The sequence below is a fragment of the Methyloglobulus sp. genome, assembly GCF_964779595.1.
On the sequence record NZ_CBAROL010000002.1, the window covers coordinates 39,918 to 63,399 of the forward strand.

Here is a 23,482-nt window from a genome sequence, read left to right on the forward strand (position 1 = left end):
CTGTGTACGCATCTAGCGTTGCTATGCTGTGCAATAATAATGACTAGCATTCATCCAGACACATTCAATTTCAATCATGAACGCAAACAGCCCCAACTATCGCTCGGAATGTGCTTTATCAACAGCATTAGACGTTATCGGCGACAAATGGAGTCTGTTAGTGGTGCGTGATATGTGTATGAATAAAACCAAATACGGCGATTTTCAATCTTCACCAGAAGGCATTCCAACCAACATTCTTGCTAATCGGCTACGCCGTCTGGAAGAAATCGGCATCATAGAAAAAAAACCCTACCACACAAAACCGTTACGTTATGAATATTTTTTGACTGCCAAGGGCGCAAACCTGCTACCTGTGTTACAGCAACTTGCAATTTGGGCGCATCAGCACGTTCCTGAATGCGGTACGCCACCGGACTGGTTTTTGGACGCTACACCAGAGCATATCATCGCGGCGCAGAACACAAAACAGCAACCTTGAGCTGTGCTTTTATTGCCATGCATCTGTATTTTTCCTATAAAACGCTTAATGTTGCTTGTTTTTGTCACGGCATCGCTATTTTTTCATTAACAAAACAGCCAGATACTGGTAAATTGAGCGTTGACACCTAATTTCCAGCCTGTGTCAACCCATCACTGAGGAGATCATCAATGTCTAACAACTTATTAGAACTATTAAAAGAACACCTATCGGGTGATGTAGTCTCGAATATCGCTGCACTTATTGGGGAATCGCCGAAAAATACCGAGACAGCACTGCAAACTGCCCTGCCTTCTTTGCTTGCCGGATTGGTCGATAAAAGTACAGACGCAACAAGTATTGGCAAACTGTTCAGCTTACTCACTGATGGCAACCACGATGGTGGCGTACTCAGCAATCTGGGTGCTTTATCACAGGGTGGGGAAGAAACTACCAAATTATTATCAGAAGGTGCTAATTTATTAAGTGCTTTCTTTGGCGATAAGGCTGCTGGCATTACTGATTTGGTCGCTAACGCCAGCGGTATTAGCAAAAGCTCTTCAAACTCCTTGCTTGAGTTTATTATGCCTGTGCTTATGGGATTGATTGGCAGAAATCTTAAAATTGAAGGTACACAATACGCAACCGGATTAGCCGGGCTGTTAAGCAGCCAAAGCGGGTTTTTAAAGAACCTCATTCCTGCTGGACTTAGCAGCCTGTTAGTGGGAGAAACCGCCTCAGCTACAACGGCAAGCACTGCTCCTGTTATGAGCGATTTTGAAAAGGCCGCGAGTACACTTGATTCTGGCTATGCCACGCCCAAAACTGAGGCTTTAACTAATACATTTGATGATATTGGCGACAAAATTGAACATGTCGCAGAAGAAACCTTTGCCTCTGCTAAACACGTCGTCGAAAACGTGAGTGAATCAGCCAGTCAATTTGGCTCGCACATTGTTGAAGAAAGCAAAGAATTTGCCCACAGCGCTACGGAAGCTTTCGAAGAAGACAGCAGCGGTGGCAAAAAAATTCTTCCGTGGATTCTTTTAGCGGCGGCACTTGCTTTGGCTTGGGGCTTGCTTAAGAGTTGCAGCGTCCCCGCAACAGATCCTGTCGCTACCGCGCCAGAAGTAACAGCACCAGTAGCCACTCCACCACCAGCACCCGTTATTGCAACTCCAGCCCCTACCCCACCAGCACCAACGGCAGTTGAAGCGCCCGTCGTGGAAAAAGCGGCTGATGCCGTTAGTGATTTCTATGAAAAAACCTTATCTACCGGCTACGCCATAAAAGCTGCCAAAGACGGACTTGAAAGCAAACTGGTCGGTTTTATTGAAGGTGGCGAGGCAATCAGCAAAGATTTATGGTTTAACATGAACGGCATTACTTTTGATACCAACAAAGCCAGCATCAAAAAGGAATCAAATGAGCAAATAAACCATATTGCCGAAGTATTGAAGGCATTTCCGAAAGTTAACATCAAAATCGGCGGTTATACAGACAATACTGGCAAAGCCAATGCTAACAAAAAGCTGTCTAATAGCCGAGCGATTGCCATTAAAAAAGCCATCATCGCCAAAGGTGTAAAAGCTGACCGGATGGATGCCGAAGGTTATGGCAGCGATCATCCAGTAGCCAGTAACGATAGCGAGGAAGGAAGGCAGCAAAACCGCCGCATTGATGTGCGGGTAACGGAAAAATAACCCAAAAGGCACAAGGCACAGGGTTCAAGTTGCAAAACAGCAGCTTACCTTGCGTCTTGTGCCGTTAATTATGCGTGTTACGTTTTTTAAACCCAGCACTTTGCAATTGATACTTAGATAGTCCGTAAAAAACGAGCTAGTCAGCAGACTGTATTTTATAATGTCAGGGATAACAACAATAACAACACACTAACCGTATGAAAAAATCAATTTTTAACAAAAATCTCATTTCTTTTCTTATCAGCGTTGCTGTTACTCTAACGCTAACGGCTTGTTCTGATGACGAAAAACCCAAGCAAGAGCAAGCACCCAAAGCCGAGGAACATACGTTCGATCATCCGCATGGTTCAGAAGTCACCGACATGCAAAAGCATAAGTTTGAGCATGAATTCGCGGCACAATGTGTGGATCGGGAATTGAATAATTCAAACAATAAAATTGAAGACGCAGCACGTCTCACCAAATCTTGTGAGTGTATTGCAACTTACTTGATGAAAGATTTAACCACTCAAGAAGCAGAAAAATTTATGGGTGAACATGAACATCCGCAATCTCTAAGAATTAAATTTGAAGCGGCTGCTTATGAGTGCTTACAGGAAAAAGCGCAACCCGCTGGGCCTAAATTGTTTGGTAGACAGCAATAGCAATTAAGCGGTATTGTCAGAAAGGTAAGCACATTACTAAGCCAATACCTGATCGAAGGGCTTACTCAGAGATCACTTAACAGATTGAAAGCACTGTTTTTTCAACAAGATCTTTGAGGATTTGTAGCCCTCCCGTTACGATAATGTCAGGATTTGGATGCTGAGATTCTTCTGCAAGTTGCTTAAGGCAATCTTCTGTTCTGACTTGCCCACGTTCTTGTATGATCGCCAATAACCGATAAGTCATTGGATTAATTTCAATAAACTTAACCTCGTCATCTGTCCCACGGTAGGCGAGCAGACTAGTCGGTTGCTCTGGTGACACCAGTGGCAAGTAGTCAGGTGAAATGTTTTGAACGGGGAATTGGTAAAGCAACGGCCATGCTAAAGGCGATAACTTTATGGTTTGATAGAGTAAATTATGGGGTTCTTGTTGGTTTGGGTCTACATCCTCTTTTGCAATCGACAAAGCCATTTCCACCCACTCGTAGTGCGCCAACTCCAACAAAAAAGGTAAATCGTCTGGGTTAAATCGTTCATTTTCCAGATAACCCAGGAATTCTTCTGCAATTTCAGAAAAGTAAGGCGTTTTACACGCGTGTTTAAGGAAAAAATCCTGCGCCAATTCCAGCCATTGCTCGTCGTCCAATATTTTTCGGATGACGGGGAAATTTCCGGCTAAAAAGCTTTCTATGTTATTGAAAATTAACTCCCGATACATTGCCATACGTTCTGGTTTAACGTCTGCGGGTGCGGGATTTGTTGCTGGATCACGGATATACTGGGTAAATTCGTGTTGTTTGGCTTTAAAATCGACGGACATCACTTTGCTATTCAAGCTAATCTTCGTTCATGCTGAACTCGCCAATCATTCTGTATGGCTTTGATAGTATTTACTTCTTTCATCAATTCAACGATGGGCGGAATATCAAAATCGCGTTCCAGCAAGGTTGGAAACACGCCAAAAAGCTCATAAGCCTTAGCTAACAACTTCCAGACTGGATCGATAATATCCGCACCGTGGGTATCGACGAGAAAATCCTCAGCTTGTGCATAATGCCCTGCAATATGGGCGTAAGCGATACGATGAGCCGGCATGGCTTTCAGGAACGCTTCGGCATCATAACTATGATTGACGCTGTTGACGTAGATATTGTTGATGTCCAACAACACCTTACAGTCGGCTTCTTTGACCACGGCATTGAAAAAGTCGATCTCGTCCATCTCCTGACCGGGTGCGGCATAATAAGAGACATTTTCGATAGCAATACGTTGTTCCAGAATGTCTTGCACCCGCTTAATCCTTCCTGCAACGTGCTTAACCGCTTCTTCTGTGAATGGAATCGGCATCAGGTCATACAAATGCCCGTCTTTGCTGCAATAGCTGAGGTGTTCGCTGTAAAGCTTTATGCCATGTTCGGACAGGAAATGTTTAACGGCGTGGACAAAGGCTTCGTCCAGCGGATCAGTACTGCCTAAAGATAAGGATAATCCATGACAGACAAAATCAAAACGTTCAGTCATTGCACGAAACTGGCGACCCGATTTGCCACCGATGGTGATCCAGTTTTCCGGTGCGACTTCGTAGAATCCGACCTCGTTGGGTGGTGCTTCAACGATTTGATTGAGTATAGAGCGGCGCAGACCCAAACCGGTATCGCGCACTAAATAGGGAGTTGTGCTCATGGGAACACCTTGATTAATCAAAGGAAGGAGGGCATGAGCTGCCCTCCTCTATTACGTAGATTTGTAATTAATTACGAAATCTTACTTTGCTGGCGCAGCTACAGCAGGAGCAGCGGCTGGTGCTGCTTCTGTCGCTTTCATTTTTGCGCCACAAGCACCGTCTTTGCCTTTTGTCATTTCAGCACAACCGGTCATGCCTTCGCCACAACCTTTCATTTTTGCACCACAAGCACCTTCCTTAGTTTTTGCCGCATCGCAATTCTTCATGTCTTCTTTACAGGCGGCACCACAACTGCCTTCTTTTGCAGCCTTATCCTTTGCCATACCGCACGCGCCTTCTTTGCCTTTCATCATGGCACCACAGGCTTTTTCCATACCTGGCTTCATTTTGCCGTCTTTCATCATGCTGCCGCATGCACCATCAGCTTTCTTGCCGGCATCTGCACTACCTGCACACGCACCTTCGGCTGCTTTTGGTTTTGCCATACCCGCCATAGACGCGCCACATTTCATTTCGGCCAACTGCATATAACCTGAAGACATTTCTGTCATCGCAAATGGGCTGGTTTCTGCATTGGCAGGCATTGCAGCAAATGTTGATATAAGGGCAGCGCCCATTGCGGCAGCTAAAGGGGTTTTATTGATTTTTTTCATCGTGTTATCTCCAGGATTATTAAATAAAGCATCGATATTTCCTACCGAAGTCAGGTTACGATACCCTTTCAGAACTGAACAAGGAATGAATAACCCGTGTTTCGACGTGTTTACAACTAGGCAAACTATACAGTTTTACTAAACTTCTTTCCAGCAATCATTAGCTTAACTGATTATATCAATTTGTTTTCGTATTCGCATAAATCAGCGATAACGCATTGAGTACACTTCGGTTTTCTTGCCATGCAAGTATATCGCCCGTGCAAAATTAGTAAATGATGAGCCGCTTTTTTATGATTTTTTGGCACCCATTTATCCAGTTTACGTTCCACTTCCAGCACGTTTTTACCGGGTGCAATTTTGGTGCGGTTGGAAACTCGGAAAATATGGGTATCAACCGCTATCGTAGCTTGACCAAATGCGGTGTTGAGAATGACATTGGCGGTTTTCCGCCCAACACCTGCCAAAGCTTCCAGATCCTCCCTGGTTTCAGGTACTTTCCCGCTGTGCTTATCCAGCACTTGCTGACAAAGTGTGATGATATTTGTAGCTTTGGCATTAAATAAGCCGATGGTTTTGATGTAAGTTTTCAGTCCGTCCAAGCTCAAAGCCAAAATCGCTTCCGGCGTATTAGCAACCGGAAATAATTTCGCCGTTGCCTTGTTAACGCCGACATCGGTGGCTTGTGCGGACAAAACCACGGCGACTAATAATTCAAAGGTTGTTGAATATTGCAGTTCAGTAGTCGGCTCAGGGATGGTTTCGGCAAGGCGATCAAAAATTGCCTGTCTTTTTAGCTGGTTCATCCTAAATACTAAACGGAAGAACTATTAGCATTGTTATTTATTGACTGCATTTTCAACAAGGCATCTCTCTGTTTCCTTGCCTTTTCCGCTTTTTCCAACACCTCGTTTTCTTTGCGATAATTACGCGCTTCATAGCGGTATTTTGCCGTTAATTTTTGCGTGGTTTTTTGTTCTGGTGACGGCTGGATAGCTAACGGTTTTAGCACGATGCAATCTACTGGACACGGCGCAACACATAGCTCACAGCCCGTGCATTCCGCCGCAATCACCGTGTGCATCATCTTCGCCGCACCCAAAATGGCATCCACCGGACATGCGGCGATGCACTTAACACAACCTATACAATCTTCTTCAACAATAACCGCCACTTGCTTGGGTTTATGAATGCCGAATTCAGGATTTAAAGACTTAATATTTAAATCCAATAACTTGGCAAGCTCAATAATCCCTTCGTCGCCCCCTGGGGGACATTGATTGATGTCTGCCTGACCTAACGCAACCGCCTCCGCATACGGCTTACAGCCCTTGTACCCACATTGACCGCATTGGGTTTGCGGCAGGATAGCGTTTATTTGGTCAATTGCGGCAATGTTTAACAGCATTTTCAGTTTAATCTTTCGATTCCGTTACATTTCATTGAAATTATTTACTTAACTGCACTTCATAGAAGAATCTGCGTTTATTTTATCCTGTTACCTTAGTGGTAAGCATAAAGGAGTTCAAAAAATTCAAAAATCACCTTCTCCCTTGAGGAAGCAAGAATTGTAATAATAAGCGATAATGCCAGCACACGACTTTGAAAGAACTGCATGTTTATTCTACACAGCTCCAACAAAACTGAAAATCTGGTCGAGCATTTAGTATCGGTGCTTGCCAATGCGCCGCTGAGTACGCCTTTCGCTAAGGAAGTGTTCCTAATCCAGAGCCAAGGCATGGAGCGGTGGTTATCGCAGCAATTGGCGGGCCGATCTCATGTGTGGGCGAATTATCAGTTTTTATTTCCTGGCAAGTTTTTTAGTTTTATTGCCCAACAGATTGACAGCAAGGTTAATGATGCGGCGTTTGACCGCAGCGTAATACTTTGGCGGTTGGAAGCCTTGTTACGCAATCTGGAAAATGCTGATTGTTTGCCGTTAAAGCAGTATTTATCCGGCACAAATCAAGCCTTAAAACGCTACCAATTAGCCCAGCAGTTGGCACAGGTTTTCGACCAATACCAAATCATGCGCCCCGACTTGCTGGCGGCGTGGCAAAGCGGTCGCCTATTGTATGACACCGACGTTGAACGCTGGCAGAAAGCGCTTTGGCACCAATTAACCGCACAAATAGGCCAAAAACATCGTGGTGCATTATGGCTGGATGTAATTGCCAAATTAAATAATGCAGCAGAAGGCACGTTAAGCCAGCAGTTACCGGAACGGATTTCTGTATTCGGCGTGAATACCATGCCGCCGTTGTTTTTGGACTATCTACAAAGTCTTGCGAAACATTGCGAGGTGCATCTTTACTTGCTCAATCCAGCACAAACCTTTTGGGCTGATTTGGCAAGCAAACGGCAGCTTTCCACTGACGATGATTATAACGGACATCCTTTACTGGTAAGCCTAGGCCAACAAGGCCGCGAGTTTCAGGAAATGCTACTGGAATTCACCCAGTTTGATTTCGAGCCGGAAAGTTTTGAAACAATCGCAAAACCCAATAACCTCCAGCAATTACAGAACGATATTTTAAATAACGCAGTTTCCGGCCTCGTCCTTGAAAAGGACAGCTCTTTTAGCTTACACGCCTGCCATTCCAGAAAACGGGAAGTTGAAATCCTGAGAAACCAGTTACTACAGGCTCTGGAAAACGACACAACATTAGAACTGCGCGATATTGCGGTGATGGCACCGGATATTCAGCTTTACGAGCCGTTTATATCCGCCGTGTTCAGCGATATTCAACATGCTATCGCCGACCGCAGCTTACGACTGGATAACCGTGCGCTGGATACCTTCATACGGTTTTTGGATTTAAGCCAAAGCCGCTTGGGTTGGCAATCTGTACTGGATTTGCTGGAGCGTGCCGATGTCTTTCCAACCTTTGATCTAAGCGAAACTGATCTTGAACTAATCAAACACTGGATTCAGGATACCAACGTGCGTTGGGGGCAATCGGGGTTATATAAAAAGGAATTAGGCCTGCCGGAATTAAATGAACACACCTGGCAAGCTGCACTGGACAGGATGCTGATGGGTTATGCGGTAGGTCATGAGGATGAGTTCGTCGATGACATCTTGCCTTATAAGCATATTGAAGGCTCTTCCGCCGATGCACTGGGTGGATTGCACGATTTTTTGCAACTGCTGTTTTCGGCAAAAGCGGAACTGAAGCAGGCCAAATTCCTTAAAGCCTGGGGATCGCAACTTTATTATTATGCCGACCAACTGTTAGGCAAGTCCGATTTGAAGGCGAATCTAATTGAACGCCAACAACTCAACGAGCTATTGCTGGAATTGTCAGGAACTCTGGCGGAGGTACATAACGAACCTGTCGAGTTACAGGTCATCGTTCAATGGCTGGAAGGCATGGTCGCCGAGCGTAAATCTGCTAACGGTTTTTTGCGTGGGCAACTGACGTTTTGCTCCATGCTGCCCATGCGGACTATCCCGTTCAAGGTCATTGCCTTAATCGGGATTAATGAAGGTGAATTTCCCAAAGTTGACCGTAAACCCACGTTTGATTTGATCTCACAGCATTTTCGTAAAGGCGACCGCTCACGCCGCGCCGATGACCGTTATCAATTCCTGGAAATTTTGTTGTCTGCCAGGCAGCAATTAATTATTACTTACATCGGGCAATCGCAAGCGAATAATGAGGCTATTCCGCCTTCGGTCGTCGTCACCGAAGTACTGGATGTGCTGCGGGATTATTACCAATTATCTGACCTGATTACCCGCCATCCCTTGCAAGCATTCAGCAAACATTATTTTGATGGTGCTAGCGATTTGTTCAGTTTTTCGGAAGCGGATTGTGACATCGCCAAAGCCTTATCAACGCCGAAGCCTGAACCTGTTTTGTGGTGGCAAGGTGTAATCCACGTTGAACCAGAAGAGGCAAAAGAAGAAGTTATTGAATTAAGCGACCTGTTCCGATTTTTTCAGCATCCTCAACGGTATTTCATGCACCAGCAACTGCATTTGCGCTATACGGGCATTGCCGCAGAAACGCAGGAACGCGAACCCTTCACGACAGATGAACTCAGCCTGTATGGCATTAATCAAGACTGGATTCAGCAGTTGCTGACAGGTTCTGATTTGTCTCTAAAAAAATTGCAAGCCCAGGGATTATGGTTGCCCGGCGCAGCGGGTGAATTAGAATTCGAGCAACATCAACTTGAGATGCAAGCATTTGTTGAACGGATACGAGCGACAAACATAGGGCAACCTTTGGACAACCTTGTTGTTGATCTACAAATCGGCAGCTATCGGCTAATCGGCACACTGGGTAACCGTTATCAAAACGGTAGCTTGATTTATCGTTATGCTAATTTAAAAGGCAAGGACTTTCTTTCTGCCTGGTTACATCACCTGATAATTAACCAAATTCAAGAACAAAGCACTTATCTGTTAAGTGCCGATGAAGATTTGTTGTTTCCGCCTGATATTTGCGATTCCAGCTATTTGCCGCAATTGATTGAAATCTACAAGCTAGGCCAGCAACAACCGAATGCCTTTTTTGTAGAAGCGGCACTGGCTTATCTAAAGCAATCAGGTAAACAGAGGGCGATAAAGTCCCCGCTGAATGCAGCGAAGGACTATTTGTCCACCGCAATAACGTATGCGAGTGAATACGAACTCAGGCAACTTTATGGGAACGTCGCCGATATGGGATTAGTCCTGACAGATATATTTGAGCAACAATGCGAAACCTTGTTATTGCCAGCATGGAATGCAACACATGGACTGTAGGGACTTCGATCCGGTAATGACCGAATTAAGCAAAAGCATCAGCCTTATCGAAGCCAGCGCAGGTACAGGCAAAACCTACACCATTGCTATGCTGGTATTGCGCTTGGTGGTCGAACAGGACGTGACTATAGATAAGGTGTTGGTCGTCACGTTTACTAAAGCGGCAACGGAAGAACTCAAAGACCGGATACGTAGCAGGCTCGCCGATGCCAAACGGATTTTGGCAGGTCATGCTGATGTCAAAGACGACACGATCAGTGCGTGGTTAACACGTCTACAGAAAGAGTTAAAGTTTGCGCCGGAAACCATCAAACGCCGCCTGGATTTGGCCTTATTGGACATCGACCAAGCGGGAATTTTTACCATTCATGGCTTCTGCCAACGTGTCCTCAGGGAACATGCGCTGGCGAGCGGACAATTATTCGATGCCGAATTGACTGACGACCTGGCGACCATCAAACAAGCCTGTGCCGATGATTTCTGGCGGCGGCACGTTCAAAACCGCACGGCATGGGAAATTGCGGTATTGACCAAAGACCTCAAATCGCCGGATGCTTTATCGGGTAGCATCAATAATGTTTCTGACGATGCGCTGATTTATCCTGACGAACACTCCTTGGATAGTGCTTTAGCTGAGTTGAAGCAACTGGCCGATAACGCGAACACGAAGCTGGCGGTTTGCGCCCAAAAAGTTGATGCACAGTTCTCTGGAAAATCCTTCAAAGCCAGTTATCAAGCGACATTTACAGAATATTGCAGTGAACTGGGCGAGTGGTTACAGGGGAATACCTTATGCTTTCCAAGTGCTGAGGCTTTGTCTTTGTTGACTTACAACGGATTGTTGGACGGACTGAACGGTACTCAATTCAGAGGCAATAAAACCCAAACTGGTGATGAACGGAAAGCAGAATTCCTGGTTTCATTACAGCTAGATACCAAACCCTTTGATGTTTTGGCAGCAAAAGCACAAGAAATCACGGTTGACTTACGTAGAAGTTTGCTTGAAATTTTACGAGTTGAATTGGACAAACAGCTAGAACAAATCAACCTTTGGTCTTTCGACAATTTAATCACCCACTTCGCAAAAGCGTTACACGGTGAACGGTCACAGCAATTAATCGGAGAACTCAGGCAACGCTTCCATGCGGCATTGATCGACGAGTTTCAAGATACCGACAACAACCAATGGCATATTTTTTCCAGTATTTTTGCCGTAGATAGCCACACTCTGGTTTTGGTTGGCGATCCCAAACAAGCCATCTATAAGTTTCGTGGTGCGGATATATATTCTTATCTTGAAGCGCAAACTCAAGCGCAGCACCACTATACACTTGGTAACAACTGGCGTTCGCATCCACATTTGGTGGCAGGCGTAAACCGCTTGTTTAAACGGAAAAACGCATTTTTATTGCCTGATATTGCTTTTAACCCAACCCAACCCGCCTTATCCGAGACGGACGGAGTGCTGCATCAAAACGGAAAGGCCGTTGCTACCCTAGCACTTTGGCAGTTGCCGGAAAGTGGCAGTAAATCGGGTTTTTGGCAAACTAACAACAACCATGCCGCATACACAATCTGCATTGCTGTGGCTAATGAAATCGTTGAGCTACTGACTGGCGAATACTCCCTCCAGCCGCAGAATAGAAGGCTGCAACCCCAAAATATTGCCATTCTGGTAAGGACCAATAAGCAAGCCAGGGAGTATCAACACACATTAAAGCTGGCGGGTGTACCATCGGTATTGAACAGCACTGAGTCTGTGTTTGCGTCGGAAGAAGCCGAGCATTTGTATGCCCTGTTACAAGCTGTCGCTCATCCAGGCGACACCAACCTGCTTGGGCAAGCGTTGTCTTTAAGCTGGTTTGGCTATGACGGGCAAAGGCTTTACCAAACACTCAACAGCGAAACCGAGATGGATAACATCCTGGCTAGATTCCTGGGTTATCACCAAACTTGGCAACAATCTGGTGTGATGACCATGATGCAGGTTTTGCTAAAGCAGGAAAATATTTCATCAGTATTATCCAAATCCATGCTGGCAGAACGCCGGTTGACCAATTTGCAACACAGCCTTGAGCTATTACAGCAAGCCGTCATTGACGAACGCCTGGGCATCCATAAAACATTGATCTGGCTAAAAACAGCGATAACTCGCGCCAACGAAGGGACAGGCAGCCCAGATAATCAGCAACTCCGGCTTGAAAGTGATGCCGATGCCGTCAAGATTATCACTATGCACCGATCCAAAGGATTGGAATATCCCATCGTTTTTTGTCCTGCTCTCTACCAGCACAATCATCGCCCCAATAGCAAAAACCCATTGGTTCTATGCCATCTTCCTGAAACCAATGGTGAAAAAACCAACCGCTTAATTGTTGATTTGGGTTCAGACCAGCTTGGTATGCATCAGACCCAAGCCCAATATGAAGAACATGCAGAGGATTTACGTTTGGCTTATGTCGCATTGACCCGTGCGAAATACCGCTGTTATGTTGTTTGGGCGAATGTCCGTTCCGAAGATAAAGCCAATGATTCTGCCCTTGCATGGTTACTGGATTTTGCGGAAGATGATTTTTCTGGTCAACAGACCGTTTTGCAAGCCCTACAACAACAGAACGAAAATGCTTTTGCCTACCAGTTGTTGGAAGTATCAGCCACCATCAACGGCAGCTACCAACAATCGGAAAACCATCCAAAATTATTGGCAAAAAAACGCCACAGGTCGTTATACACAGACTGGCAAATGAGCAGTTACACGGCATTATCAGCACTAAGCCTGTCAGAAACACCTGAATTGCCGGAAGATAAAGCGAGAGAAAATCAACTTACCACTGATAGCTCGACAATTTTTTTACCTGCTGGAGCGCATACCGGAAATGTTGTTCACGATTTGCTTGAAAACATCCCTTTCCTGGATCTAGCCAACAAACGCAATATCTCAACATTAAGGGACAAGGCCTGCCAACGCTACGGATTAAGGCTGGAGCAGCCGGAAATTATTGATGATCTTTTGCACAAAACAGTTGCCACACCGTTGTCAATAACGGATCACAAGTTTTGTTTGAAGAACCTGGATGCCCATTGTTTAAAGGAAATGCCCTTTTACGTGTCCTTACCCTCGTTTAATACCCAGAAAATTAACACTATCTTGATCAATAAACCGACATTCCAGCCATTGACCCACAAGCAGATGAGCGGATTCCTGACGGGGTTTATCGACCTTATCTGTGAATACGGCGGGCGGTATTATGTGATGGATTACAAGACCAATAGCCTCCCTGATTACCGCACCGACACGCTTACCCATGCCATGCGTGAACATAATTACGGCTTGCAGTACTGGCTTTATTGTGTGGTTTTGCACCGATATTTACAAAATCGGCTAGCTAATTACAGCTTTGCCACACATTTTGGCGGTGTGCGATATTTATTCGTGCGCGGCATGGAGCCTGACATTCCAATGAGCGGCGTGTTTCAGGACAGTCCTGATTTGCCGACTATTGAAGCACTGGCTGTACTATTCAAGAAATCTCCAAAAATCCCTCTCTCTCAGGGAGAGGGCTAGGGTGAGGGAAATAACTGCGTTAACGCCAAATGAAGATGAAATCTTTAGCCGCCTGGATATAGCCTTTGCCCGTTTCCTAAGCCAACGCGCAACACTGGATGTAGCCAAAAAAAAGAAGCTAGAAATCTTGCTGGCAGCCTTATCGCAAAAACAACATCAAGGCCACAGTTGTATTGAAATTGATGAATCTGATAAAAATCTGCTGTTGGACTCAGGGCTTACCAGTGAAAATCCGGTAATATCTTCCCAAACTTACCCGTTAATCATTGAGCAAAACCGTTTATACCTTCAACGTTACTGGCATTATGAAGACCGACTGGCAAATCAAATCAAACAATTTTCGCAAATCTCTAAGCCAGTTATAAGCCTAGATAGTGCGCTTGAACGCTATTTTGGTGATTGTAAAAGAGAAATAAACTGGCAACGCGAAGCGGCCAAAATAGCCGCCCAGCAAGCATTTTGCATCATTACTGGAGGCCCCGGCACAGGAAAAACCACGACCATTTGCAAAATTCTGGCTGTGCTGCAAGAAATAGCTGATGAACCGTTATTGGTCGCTTTGGCAGCACCCACCGGAAAAGCGGCCATGCGCCTACAAGAAGCCATCGCTCTCAATTTGGCTGGGTTGGATTGCCCAGACGGCATAAAAGAACAAATACCCCACACCGCCATTACCTTGCACCGCTTGTTAGGCGCAAAGCCGCCATCACCTTACTTTCGCCATGATGCCAAAACCCCGTTGGTGTTTGATCTCGTGGTCGTCGATGAAGCCTCGATGGTAGACCTCGCGCTAATGAGCAAGCTGGCCGATGCCTTGAAACCTGGGGCGCGATTAATCCTGTTGGGCGACAAAGACCAACTTGCTTCGGTGGAATCTGGGGCGGTGCTTGCTGACTTGATCGCCGCTTTACCGGACAACACGGTGGAATTAAGGCAATCGTACCGCTTTGACGATGGCATAAAAAAGCTGGCTGACGCAGTCAACCAACAAGACCATGAAGTGGCCTGGCATATTTTATCTATAAACGATGGGGTTGCCGGGATACTGGGGCAGGCGCGACTCATGCCTTATATAGTAGGTCAGCGGGACGATTATGTAGCATTGGTCAATGCCAAAGCTGAATTTACGGAGGTTTTTCGTGCCTTTACCCGTTTTCAGGTGCTATGTTCCAACCGCCACGGCAAAAATGGTGCGTTGGAAATCAATACGGCTGTTGAAAAAGTGCTTTTCGGACAACACCTCAAATACGGCGCAGCATCCTGGTATCCTGGCCGTCCGGTTATGGTGCTGCAAAACAACCCAGGCTTGCATCTTTACAATGGTGATATTGGGATTTGCCTACCTGACAAGGAGCAAAACGGCAACCTGATGGTGTTTTTTCAACGACCCGACGGGGCGGTCAAAAAATACCTGCCAGCGCGACTGCCGCTGTGCGAAACCGTATTTGCGATGACCATCCACAAAAGCCAAGGTTCCGAATTTGAGGAAGTGCTGATAGTACTACCAGATACTATCAACCCCGTTCTGAGTAAAGAACTGCTTTATACTGCAATCACTCGCGCCAGAAAAAAAATCAACATCGTTGCTGAAGAAAGCGTTTTTGCTGCGAGTATTAATAGAAAGATGGCTAGAATTACTGGCTTGGTGGATAAATTTCGACAATTTAACGCGAACTACTAAAATCAAAAAAGTCGCTTGCCCCCACTATGAGAACAAAGCGACCTTCATTTTTAAAAGCAACAGTTATTAATAGTCAATATCCATAACGGACTGAGTATTAATCTTCTTGATTGAAAAATTGCTGTGTTTTTTTCCAGGCTTGCTGACCAATTACACGCCCCAATTTACGGGATTCTAAATCACCATCAATAAAGTGAATACCACCAAAGCGTCTTGAAATACCCGCCTCATCTGCCGCATCACTAAAGGTTGCCCAGTACAAGACGGTATCATTTGCTGGCACTAAACCAGGTTCAACGTGTGATGAACCCGCCGGAATGGTCACACTTTGACCGAAATTGTCGTTACCAGTAAACAACTTTAAAGTCTCTGCCGCCGCCGCACTGAACACGCTATGGCCAGAAATGTATTCTGAAAATGGTGGCGTTACTACATTGGCAGCTTGATAAGGCTTCCAGTCTGCACCATCAATTGCACCTTGCCAAGACTCAACAGTTTGTCCTGCATAGAGAAAATGAATTGCAGTCACAGGTCTAACGTAGTCAAAAGCACGTTTAGCATCCCAACTTGAAATACTCGCATCGAGTACCGCATTGGTCATCGCAAAGAACATTTTGACATCTTGGTCTACGGTGTGGTGGTCGCGATCAGATACGAATTCTGCAAACAATGTCCAGTGACCAGGAGGAAGCTCAGAAGTAGGGCCATCTGCCCAGTATATTCGGCGATAACTTTTTTCTCATCAGTCAGATGGGCACTGTATTCCAAGACTTGTTGTGCTTGAAGCGCGTAGCGAGCGGGTTCACTGAAATAATCAGCAGGTTTTAGCAAGGTCTTGCGGAATTGGCTACCCGACTTCAATGCGTAAGGAACGACTTTACCCCAGTGCGGCGCAATAAATTTCTGCGTATTAGCACCAATTTGCAAGGGTTGCCAATGGTTTGGGTCATTAATTGTGGTCGGTGTGTTGACAGGAGCATAGCCTGTGTAGTCTGAATAAGCACCTGTGTGTAAATCACCCAATTGGTTTGAGCCATCGTGATGACGGAAATCCAGTACCGCTTTCGCTGCTACATTACCCACACCAACAGGGGTTGAAAGGTCTGTGCTGCTATCGGCAGGGTTGTAACCCAAGGTATTCATTAAAGTATCAAAACTAGCCACTTCAGTCGAGAACAAATCAGATAAACATTCGTGTGCCGCATAACTGACCGCTTTTTCTTAATTGGCAACAGTACGTTCGCCATTTGGACGGCGCAAATTATTGCCAAAACGAGTGCCTTTGGCTTTCTTATCATAAGCCGCCCAAGCATCGTACATACAGGTATGGGTGATTGCCAACGACCTGGCAACAATCGGTGGACCAGGATGGGTGATGCGTATAGCTTGAAGTGCAGCATCATTCCATTGGGTAACGACTGTATTGCCAGCAGCAAATACAGTTGGACTGACATTCAGTAGTGCCACAACTGAGGCTGAAAGTAGTGTTTTAGCTACGGGGGGGATTTCATCATAAAACTCCGATTGTTCAAAATGTTATTAGAATTATGCTGCGACTTAAAAGAATGCCAAGTCCACAACTATGAGTTTATATAATTATTTTGCTACGTATATACGTACAAATACCTACACGATCACCAAACGTCGAGTGCATTCCTTGAAACAAAATAACTGGTTTTTAGCCTTATCGCGCATAACGAAACCGGTAGACTAGCGATCAGTTTTGCTATGCACGATTCCAGCGCGAGTAATGATATCTATAACTAATCCGTAAAACTGTGAACTGTCACTCAAATTTAATGTGAACTACTTCATGGAAAAATTTCGACAGGTTATTTCGCACTGATATTAAGGGACTCAAGTGGAATTATGTTGTATAATAAATACAAGTGTTGTATAGTTGAAACAAGGGTTAGATATTGTTGCATCTAAATATCGCCCTATTTGTTGCATGGTTTCATGTTTGTAATAAATGCTTTGCCTTCGACCGAAAAACGACTGAAAGAGTTGTATTTGATACAATCAGGTTTATACTTCTTTCAGCTTCAATACAGACTTGCATTGTAGATAGACGGCAGGGTTCAAGCAGGCAATGTATTGGTACGTAATTAGTTAAATAGCTAACCAATTATTTTTCTCACTAAACCATGATAAGATTATGATAAATAAAAACTTACTGGCCTTTGCTTTGTTATTAAGCATAGGTTTTACCGCTGCGGCTCAAGCCGAAGATGAAGTAGTTGATAACCGTTGGTATGTTGCACCTTTCGGCTCTTATGTGAAACCCGGCGGCGATAGAAATTCAAATGCTGCGGGTTATGGTGCCGGTATCGGCTTCGGTAAGATGCTCGACAAGCATTTCAACGTCGAGTTAAGAGGCTTCTATAACGGTTTTGATGATGAAACCAATCGTTCCCCTCAGAATAACGGTCAGTGGGATCTAGCGGGCGGTACTGCTGATTTACAATACTACTTCTGGCGTGACAAATTCTCCCCGTACACCGTTATCGCAGCAGGTGGCATGAACAGTTACGTCAATGGTAACAGTGGTGTTGGTATACTTGGCGAAGCTGGTGCGGGTTTTACGTACGAATTCTGCGAACATCTGTTGTTCCGCAGTGACGTACGTTATCGTTACAACAACAACCTGAACGCACATTTGACACCTGTTGGCGGAACAGATGAATATCACGACATGGTTGTTAACGTCGGTTTTGTTGTTCCTTTAGGCGCAAAGCCACAAGCAGCAGTTGCTGAACCTGTAACCGATTGCTCAACATTAGATTCAGATTCTGATGGCGTTAATGATTGTATAGATACTTGCCCAGGCACAATGGCTGGCAGCAAGGTAAATGCAACAGGATGCCCACTAAGTCTTGAGCTGAAAGGCGTTAATTTTGAGTATGATTCTGCACAATTAACTTCTAGCTCAACTGCAATTCTTGATGCTGTTGCTGAAAACCTGATTGCGTATCCACAAAAGAATGACATCGAAGTGCGTGGACATACCAGCAGTGAAGGCAGCAACAAATACAACATGCGTCTTTCTCAAAAACGTTCCCAGTCCGTTGCTGATTACCTCAGTATGAAGGGCGTGACCAACAGATTGACTGCCCACGGTTACGGTGAAGATATGCCGATTGCTGACAACAGCACCGAAGAAGGCAAATCACAAAACCGTCGTGTTGAACTGGTTTGGGGTAACTAAGTTACCAAAAGAAAGCTAACCTAAGCTTTTCTGAAGCTAAACAAAAAACCCGCTTAACAGCGGGTTTTTTTTGTCTGTAAATCAAAGGGATATTCAAATAGCCCTCTACGATTCAATGTCAGGAGGTAAAGGCGTTACCTGCCCAGTTTCCCGAAATTTTTTATAATGAACAAGCACTTCGGCGTGGTCGAAAGCCAATGGTTCGGGTAGCTCGTCCAAGTTGAATATCTGGCAATTTTTGGCATCATCGGCAGCAATAGGCGTACCTGCGGCTTCTGCGACATAACAGGCAGTGACGGTATGCCCCCGATGATCGCGGCTAGGATCGGAATAAATGCCTAGCAAAGCAATCAGTTTGACATTCAGGCTGACTTCTTCTTGGGCTTCCCGTACCGCAGCATGTTCAACCCGTTCGCCGACATCGACAAATCCACCTGGAATCGCCCAGCCATAAGGCGGATTTGCCCGTTCAATCAAGACGATGGGACGACCTGGATAATCGGTGAGTTCGATAATGGTATCAGCGGCAAGCGCTGGTGTGACTGGTCTAGGCATAAGATTCTCCAAATAACAACAAGACTAATTTCATCATACAGGACAAATTTCGTATGTAATGCTGGTCGTGACTGCGTTTTGGTTGGCCTAGCTGTAGCTACACGAAACCCAATGTCTATACTTAGATGATTGTTTTTGTTGGGGTACTATCTCACTCACCCACAACCTATCTGCTAAATCCTGCTGACATTTGACCTGTTTGTGCGAAACCGCCCATCGATTCTTTCACCTCTCAAACAAAGCTATTGACTCGACGTGTCCGGTTTGCGGAAACATATCCATCACACCTGCCTTAACCAGTTTATAGCCCAAATCATTGACAAGAATACCCGCATCACGCGCCAGGGTAGACGGGTTGCAGCTTACATAAACGATCTGCTCTGGTTGCCAGTGTTTAAAATGATGTAGCACTTCCGATGCACCTGCCCGGGAAGGGTCGAGTAGAATTTTGTTGTATTTGCGGTTTGCCCAGGATTGATCGCTAATATCTTTGCTTAAATCCGCCGCATAAAATTCAGCGTTTTCGATACCGTTATGACGGGCATTTTCCCTGGCATGTTTGACGAGCGGTAAGTCGCCTTCCACGCCAACAACTAACCCAGCATATCTGGCAAGCGGCAAGGTAAAGTTGCCCAGACCGCAAAACAGGTCGAGTACGGTATCGTCCTTGTTTAAGTTGAGGGTAGCCAATACACGGTTGACCATCAGGCGGTTTATTTCATAATTGACCTGGGTAAACATGGCGGGGCGGAATTTGAATTCTATGCCGTGGTCAGGCAAGGAATAAGTTGGTATGACTTCTGGCTCACCATCCAGCGGAGTGATGGTATCAGGGCCTTTGGATTGCAAGCATAGCGTCAGGTTATGGGCTTTACCAAAAGCACGCATCTTTTCCTGGTCGTCTGCCGTCGGCGGCTCTAGCACACGTACCGACAAAACACAGTGTTCATCGCCGATAGCGACTTCAATCTGGGGGATTTTTTCGCGAACGCTCAAGCCTTCTATCATTTCACCCAAGGCGACAAGCCGTGTGCCAACAATAGGGTGCATAACTACGCAATTGTCCATTTCGGCTAGATACGGATGGCGTTTTTCACGAAACCCAACCAGCACCCGATTTTTTTTGGCTACATATTTAACACCCATTCGTGCTTTCCGGCGATAGCCCCAGTGCGGCCCTGTTAATGGCTCCCAAAGCTGGGGAATCGTAACTTTGCCTATACGTTTAAACTGTTCTTCAAGCAAACCTTGTTTGATTTGAATTTGGGTAGCAGAATCAACATGTTGAAAACTGCACCCACCACAAATATCAAAATGCGGACATAAGGGCTCAACCCTGTGTTCCGAAGCAGTCAATACGTTAACAACCCTACCTTCGGCATAATCCCGACGGATTTCTGTGTAAAGAAATTCAACTTCTTCGCCAGGTAAGGCTGCATCAATAAAGACTGCCTTGCCATCAATATGGGTAACACCCCTGCCGTCATGGGTCAGAGAATTTATCGTTGCCTTTACTGGAATGATCGGTAACGGTTTTTTTCGTGTACGTGCCATATTTATTTCTGTTTCCAAGTGCCTGAGGATTGATACCACCAGCCGGATTGGGCATTGCTAATCCAGCGGGCTGCAAAAGTAGATTTAATTTGCGTAGCCCATTCTGGATGTCCATTAGCATTGGCAATGGCTTGATAGAGCGCTTGCCGGTCAGCATTTTCTGCGGCGACCAATTTATTGACCTGGTTACGGTCTTTTAGTGGCACGCTGGCGGCATCTTTAACTGCTAACAATCCATCTGCTTTTATGCCGATAGCTCCCGCCGCGTAGAAACTTTGTAATGATGAAAATCGTTTTTCCATTGATGCAGTAAGTTGCCTAATTTCGGGACTATCAATGGATAAATCGGCTTCGGCGGCTTGTGCTGGAGAAATGGCGATGTTTATGACTTGATCAATAAGCTTGTAGAGGCTGGTCTGCATATCAGATCGTTCACTTTTAGGTTCTAGCTTTGGTTGCGGTTTTTGTGGCACATTACTTTGAATATCCTTGATAATTTCATCGGCGACTTTTTCAGCAGCAGCGGCGGGGAAATAGATATTTATAGTGACACACGCGGTAAGCATTAACATGCCTAACAAAGAAAATTTTTTCATCTTGCACTCCGTTGTTTGTTGGAAATTTCTCAGCATTTCAAAAGCTGTTGCTCCCTCTCCTGCTGGATGCCTACATGGATGTAGGTAGTAGGGCAATGCAGGAGCAGATGCCGGGAGGGTTGGGGTGAGGAGATTAAAATTAGCTTAGTATACGCCCCTCATCTCAGCCTTCTCCCTCAAGGAAGAAGGGGCGAGCGCCTAAGCAACCAAACTAAAATTTTCAGGTATTTTTAATGTCAAGTCGAAGCACAAACCTAGGTTTGCACTCCTACTGAACTATAACCTTCTCCGGCGATGCCACACGACCTAGCCGTTCCACCAGCACATCCCAATTGACGCGAGGATTATAACCCAGCACGTCAATTCTCGGCAGCCAACCGCCTTTAATAAGGTAATAACCCTGCCCGGCTGCCTCTAAACCCATCATTTGGCACACACCATCATGCAGATAACAACCCATGCCGATTTTGTCATAACGGAAGGTTTCAAACATGCCTAAAAAGCTTCTGGATAAGGCATCAGAAGCCCCGCCACCGCCAATACTGGCGATATTTTTTACCGCTTTTTGGCTGATGGTGTGAGTTGAGTCATCGTCATCCGGCGTTCCTAACCAGGCATAAAAAGTAACCGGATGCCAGTTTTCCAAAACGAGTTTGTTGATAGTTCCCGACATTCTGCCGGTAATATTTCCGAATTCAAATTTTCTGGTAAGTTGATCTAAATCCAGATTTTCAATTTGAACATCACCATAAACTTTGGAGAAATCACTGAATAAGTCTGATGAAGCAAGGTTATTGACTTTAACAGTACCATCGAAAACGTTAATCCTTAGCTCTCCGTCCAGTGTTAAGGTTTTATCGTGGTAATCAACACCTGGAATCTGGCCGCTGATATTTCCTGATAAAGGTGTCCAACCCAACGTTTTGGATAACTGCTCCAAGGACACATTATCCAACGACCCTGCAAAAGAAACATCGGGTTCATCTTGTTTCTTGGCCTGCCAACTGAATTTATCGACGGCAACGAAACCGCTCAAAAACGGTATTTTGATTTTCTCAACCAAGGTGAAACTATTTCCTTGGTTGATAAATGGTATTTTAGTTTGCCCCATAGGCAAGCCTTTAATGGAAAGCTGCTGCCATGCCAATTCTGAACGATTTATAAGCATTGGGTTATCCGACCAGTTAAGCAATCCAGACCCGTCATTGATTGCCAACCGCCCAGCCTCATCTGTTAAATTTAATTTTCTCAAATGTATTGAGGTATCCGTTAACACCTGATGAATAAAGGTGAAATTCGCCTGGACATCGCCCGTAACCGTAACGCCTGTAAAGAGTGATTCGGTAAAAAACGGGTTGATATAAGTTGTCAACAGCCCTTGCAAAGTCTCACTATGCAAATTGACATCAGCCTTATCAATCTTGATGCCGTCACGGTAATAAGCCGCACCTTTCCCGCTTAATATCCCAACATCGGGATGCTGATAGGTAAAAGACTGAATATCGGCCTGCTTAGTTTTGGCATTCCAAAGACCTTGGGCATTCAACACGATGGGTTGCACCCCAGCTTCCAGATAAACTGGATCGACATAAAGCGCACCGCCAGTGATTTTAGATTCGCTTTGCCAAACCCAATTTTCTTTGAATTTTTTAGCTTCCCAATTCGTCAGCAAATTTAATTTCTCGGTGGCAACTTTGCCAACTTCGGTTTGGTCAGTTAAGCCTTCAACCTCGGCTGTTAAATTAAAACCCTGCATTGTGTCTTGCTTACCGGAAAACGTTCCTGTTAGATTCAAACTACCTTGTTTCACTTGTGCTTGTTTCTGTTTCGGCGGCTTTGACTGGAATAGTTTATCTACCAACTTGTTGCTGATATGTTCCGCTTTCACCTTACATTGCCAATTTTCTCCGTTAATTACTGCATCTAGCGATAAGCGGCTACCTGCTAGACGTGCATCTTCCAGTTTAAAGCTGTTAAGTTTCGGGCTAAGGTGAAAGGAAAAATTCGTCGTTGGCGATTGCCAATAGGCAGAACGGACAGATGCCCTGCCTTGATTGCAATGCAGTTCATCCTGATCCCAGGTGAAATCTTTGCATTGGATGTTTGCAAGCGTGAGGTCATTGAACGGCTTGGGAAGTGTCAATTTTGTTGCCGACATTTTGAATTGCGGCTTTTTTTTGTTGAGGTCAATAACCGCAAGAGTCATACCCTCCAGCTTCCAGTCTTTGCTTGATATTGAACCAACCGTTAATGAGGCAGCATCAAGAGCATAAACGGCCTTAGCCATTAGCCAAAGCGCCATGAAGACATACAGTTTGATAATGGATTTACATTTAACCTGCGTATTTTTCAAAATCAGGTCACATATGATTTGAGGAATAATGTAAGTCACATTGCCGCGCTAGCGGTTATGTGACATT

The 23,482-nt window shown here is 45.2% G+C and carries 18 protein-coding genes and 1 pseudogene; 7 read left to right on the top strand and 12 right to left on the bottom strand.

Annotation, left to right across the window (positions count from 1 at the left end):
• The first annotated feature begins 76 nt into the window (after nucleotides 1-76).
• From AC1YY3_RS01310 to AC1YY3_RS01320, 3 genes are all read left to right on the top strand, one after another.
• On the top strand, nucleotides 77-481 hold the full coding sequence (locus AC1YY3_RS01310; RefSeq protein WP_481823079.1) for a winged helix-turn-helix transcriptional regulator: 405 nt from the start codon (nucleotides 77-79) through the stop codon (nucleotides 479-481).
• Between the two features lie 170 nt (nucleotides 482-651).
• On the top strand, nucleotides 652-2,163 hold the full coding sequence (locus AC1YY3_RS01315; protein WP_481823078.1) for an OmpA family protein: 1,512 nt from the start codon (nucleotides 652-654) through the stop codon (nucleotides 2,161-2,163).
• 197 nt (nucleotides 2,164-2,360) lie between these two features.
• The gene (locus AC1YY3_RS01320) at nucleotides 2,361-2,807 is read left to right on the top strand and encodes a hypothetical protein (protein ID WP_481823077.1); all 447 of its coding nucleotides are present in this window, start codon (nucleotides 2,361-2,363) and stop codon (nucleotides 2,805-2,807) included.
• A 76-nt stretch (nucleotides 2,808-2,883) separates the two neighbouring features.
• Here the strand turns inward: AC1YY3_RS01320 and AC1YY3_RS01325 are convergent, their stop codons facing one another.
• The 5 genes from AC1YY3_RS01325 to AC1YY3_RS01345 form a co-directional block, all read right to left on the bottom strand.
• The gene (locus AC1YY3_RS01325) at nucleotides 2,884-3,645 is read right to left on the bottom strand and encodes an HvfC family RiPP maturation protein (RefSeq protein WP_481823076.1); all 762 of its coding nucleotides are present in this window, start codon (nucleotides 3,643-3,645) and stop codon (nucleotides 2,884-2,886) included.
• Entirely contained in the window at nucleotides 3,642-4,493 is an 852-nt protein-coding gene (locus AC1YY3_RS01330) for an HvfB family MNIO-type RiPP peptide maturase (protein WP_481823075.1), read from the bottom strand. The genes AC1YY3_RS01325 and AC1YY3_RS01330 overlap by 4 nt, the downstream gene beginning before the upstream one ends.
• Nucleotides 4,494-4,574: 81 nt before the next feature.
• Nucleotides 4,575-5,147: a hypothetical protein gene (locus AC1YY3_RS01335; protein ID WP_481823074.1), complete on the bottom strand. Its 573-nt coding sequence runs from the start codon at nucleotides 5,145-5,147 to the stop codon at nucleotides 4,575-4,577.
• 173 nt (nucleotides 5,148-5,320) lie between these two features.
• A complete protein-coding gene (gene nth, locus AC1YY3_RS01340) occupies nucleotides 5,321-5,953 on the bottom strand; it encodes an endonuclease III (protein ID WP_481823073.1) in 633 nt (210 codons plus the stop codon).
• Nucleotides 5,954-5,961: 8 nt separating this feature from the next.
• Nucleotides 5,962-6,555, bottom strand: coding sequence for an RnfABCDGE type electron transport complex subunit B (locus AC1YY3_RS01345; protein WP_481823072.1), 594 nt, complete (start codon nucleotides 6,553-6,555; stop codon nucleotides 5,962-5,964).
• A 207-nt stretch (nucleotides 6,556-6,762) separates the two neighbouring features.
• On the opposite strand from AC1YY3_RS01345, the gene recC reads away from it, so the two are divergent.
• From recC to recD, 3 genes are read left to right on the top strand one after another with little or no spacing between them, the layout of a single operon-like run.
• Nucleotides 6,763-9,903: an exodeoxyribonuclease V subunit gamma gene (recC, locus tag AC1YY3_RS01350; RefSeq protein ID WP_481823071.1), complete on the top strand. Its 3,141-nt coding sequence runs from the start codon at nucleotides 6,763-6,765 to the stop codon at nucleotides 9,901-9,903.
• On the top strand, nucleotides 9,893-13,468 hold the full coding sequence (gene recB / locus AC1YY3_RS01355; protein WP_481823070.1) for an exodeoxyribonuclease V subunit beta: 3,576 nt from the start codon (nucleotides 9,893-9,895) through the stop codon (nucleotides 13,466-13,468). The genes recC and recB overlap by 11 nt, the downstream gene beginning before the upstream one ends.
• A gap of 1 nt (nucleotide 13,469) precedes the next feature.
• A complete protein-coding gene (gene recD / locus AC1YY3_RS01360) occupies nucleotides 13,470-15,149 on the top strand; it encodes an exodeoxyribonuclease V subunit alpha (RefSeq protein WP_481823069.1) in 1,680 nt (559 codons plus the stop codon).
• 97 nt (nucleotides 15,150-15,246) lie between these two features.
• On the opposite strand, the gene AC1YY3_RS01365 is transcribed toward recD, so the two are convergent.
• From AC1YY3_RS01365 to AC1YY3_RS01375, 3 genes and pseudogenes are all read right to left on the bottom strand, one after another.
• A complete protein-coding gene (locus AC1YY3_RS01365; RefSeq protein ID WP_481823068.1) occupies nucleotides 15,247-15,819 on the bottom strand; it encodes a vanadium-dependent haloperoxidase in 573 nt (190 codons plus the stop codon).
• A pseudogene (locus AC1YY3_RS01370) lies at nucleotides 15,777-16,355 on the bottom strand (DUF6851 domain-containing protein); the annotation flags it as partial. The gene AC1YY3_RS01365 and the pseudogene AC1YY3_RS01370, both read right to left, overlap by 43 nt.
• A 15-nt stretch (nucleotides 16,356-16,370) precedes the next feature.
• Nucleotides 16,371-16,616: a hypothetical protein gene (locus AC1YY3_RS01375; protein ID WP_481823067.1), complete on the bottom strand. Its 246-nt coding sequence runs from the start codon at nucleotides 16,614-16,616 to the stop codon at nucleotides 16,371-16,373.
• 691 nt (nucleotides 16,617-17,307) lie between these two features.
• Between AC1YY3_RS01375 and AC1YY3_RS01380 the strand changes: the two genes are divergently transcribed.
• Nucleotides 17,308-18,357 carry an OmpA family protein gene (locus AC1YY3_RS01380; RefSeq protein ID WP_481823066.1) on the top strand — a complete coding sequence of 350 codons (1,050 nt, stop codon included), beginning with the start codon at nucleotides 17,308-17,310 and terminating at the stop codon, nucleotides 18,355-18,357.
• A gap of 105 nt (nucleotides 18,358-18,462) precedes the next feature.
• Here AC1YY3_RS01380 and AC1YY3_RS01385 read toward each other — a convergent pair whose 3' ends face one another.
• The 4 genes from AC1YY3_RS01385 to AC1YY3_RS01400 all read right to left on the bottom strand — a co-directional run bounded on the left by AC1YY3_RS01385 (nucleotide 18,463) and on the right by AC1YY3_RS01400 (nucleotide 23,415).
• Nucleotides 18,463-18,912, bottom strand: a complete 450-nt coding sequence (locus AC1YY3_RS01385) for an NUDIX domain-containing protein (RefSeq protein WP_481823065.1) — start codon at nucleotides 18,910-18,912, stop codon at nucleotides 18,463-18,465.
• Between the two features lie 225 nt (nucleotides 18,913-19,137).
• Nucleotides 19,138-20,466, bottom strand: a complete 1,329-nt coding sequence (gene rlmD, locus AC1YY3_RS01390) for a 23S rRNA (uracil(1939)-C(5))-methyltransferase RlmD (protein ID WP_481823064.1) — start codon at nucleotides 20,464-20,466, stop codon at nucleotides 19,138-19,140.
• A 2-nt stretch (nucleotides 20,467-20,468) separates the two neighbouring features.
• On the bottom strand, nucleotides 20,469-21,062 hold the full coding sequence (locus tag AC1YY3_RS01395; RefSeq protein ID WP_481823063.1) for a YdbL family probable chaperone protein: 594 nt from the start codon (nucleotides 21,060-21,062) through the stop codon (nucleotides 20,469-20,471).
• Between the two features lie 268 nt (nucleotides 21,063-21,330).
• Nucleotides 21,331-23,415, bottom strand: a complete 2,085-nt coding sequence (locus AC1YY3_RS01400; protein ID WP_481823062.1) for a C4-dicarboxylate ABC transporter — start codon at nucleotides 23,413-23,415, stop codon at nucleotides 21,331-21,333.
• Between the last annotated feature and the right edge of the window lie 67 nt (nucleotides 23,416-23,482).

Coding starts and splice junctions, on each gene's coding strand:
- AC1YY3_RS01310 (WP_481823079.1), top strand. CDS start 77: ATGAACGCAAACAGCCCCAACTATCGCTCGGAATGTGCTTTATCAACA.
- AC1YY3_RS01315 (WP_481823078.1), top strand. CDS start 652: ATGTCTAACAACTTATTAGAACTATTAAAAGAACACCTATCGGGTGAT.
- AC1YY3_RS01320 (WP_481823077.1), top strand. CDS start 2,361: ATGAAAAAATCAATTTTTAACAAAAATCTCATTTCTTTTCTTATCAGC.
- AC1YY3_RS01330 (WP_481823075.1), bottom strand. CDS start 4,493: ATGAGCACAACTCCCTATTTAGTGCGCGATACCGGTTTGGGTCTGCGC.
- AC1YY3_RS01335 (WP_481823074.1), bottom strand. CDS start 5,147: ATGAAAAAAATCAATAAAACCCCTTTAGCTGCCGCAATGGGCGCTGCC.
- nth (WP_481823073.1), bottom strand. CDS start 5,953: ATGAACCAGCTAAAAAGACAGGCAATTTTTGATCGCCTTGCCGAAACC.
- AC1YY3_RS01345 (WP_481823072.1), bottom strand. CDS start 6,555: ATGCTGTTAAACATTGCCGCAATTGACCAAATAAACGCTATCCTGCCG.
- recC (WP_481823071.1), top strand. CDS start 6,763: ATGTTTATTCTACACAGCTCCAACAAAACTGAAAATCTGGTCGAGCAT.
- recB (WP_481823070.1), top strand. CDS start 9,893: ATGGACTGTAGGGACTTCGATCCGGTAATGACCGAATTAAGCAAAAGC.
- AC1YY3_RS01380 (WP_481823066.1), top strand. CDS start 17,308: ATGATAAATAAAAACTTACTGGCCTTTGCTTTGTTATTAAGCATAGGT.
- AC1YY3_RS01385 (WP_481823065.1), bottom strand. CDS start 18,912: ATGCCTAGACCAGTCACACCAGCGCTTGCCGCTGATACCATTATCGAA.
- rlmD (WP_481823064.1), bottom strand. CDS start 20,466: ATGGCACGTACACGAAAAAAACCGTTACCGATCATTCCAGTAAAGGCA.
- AC1YY3_RS01395 (WP_481823063.1), bottom strand. CDS start 21,062: ATGAAAAAATTTTCTTTGTTAGGCATGTTAATGCTTACCGCGTGTGTC.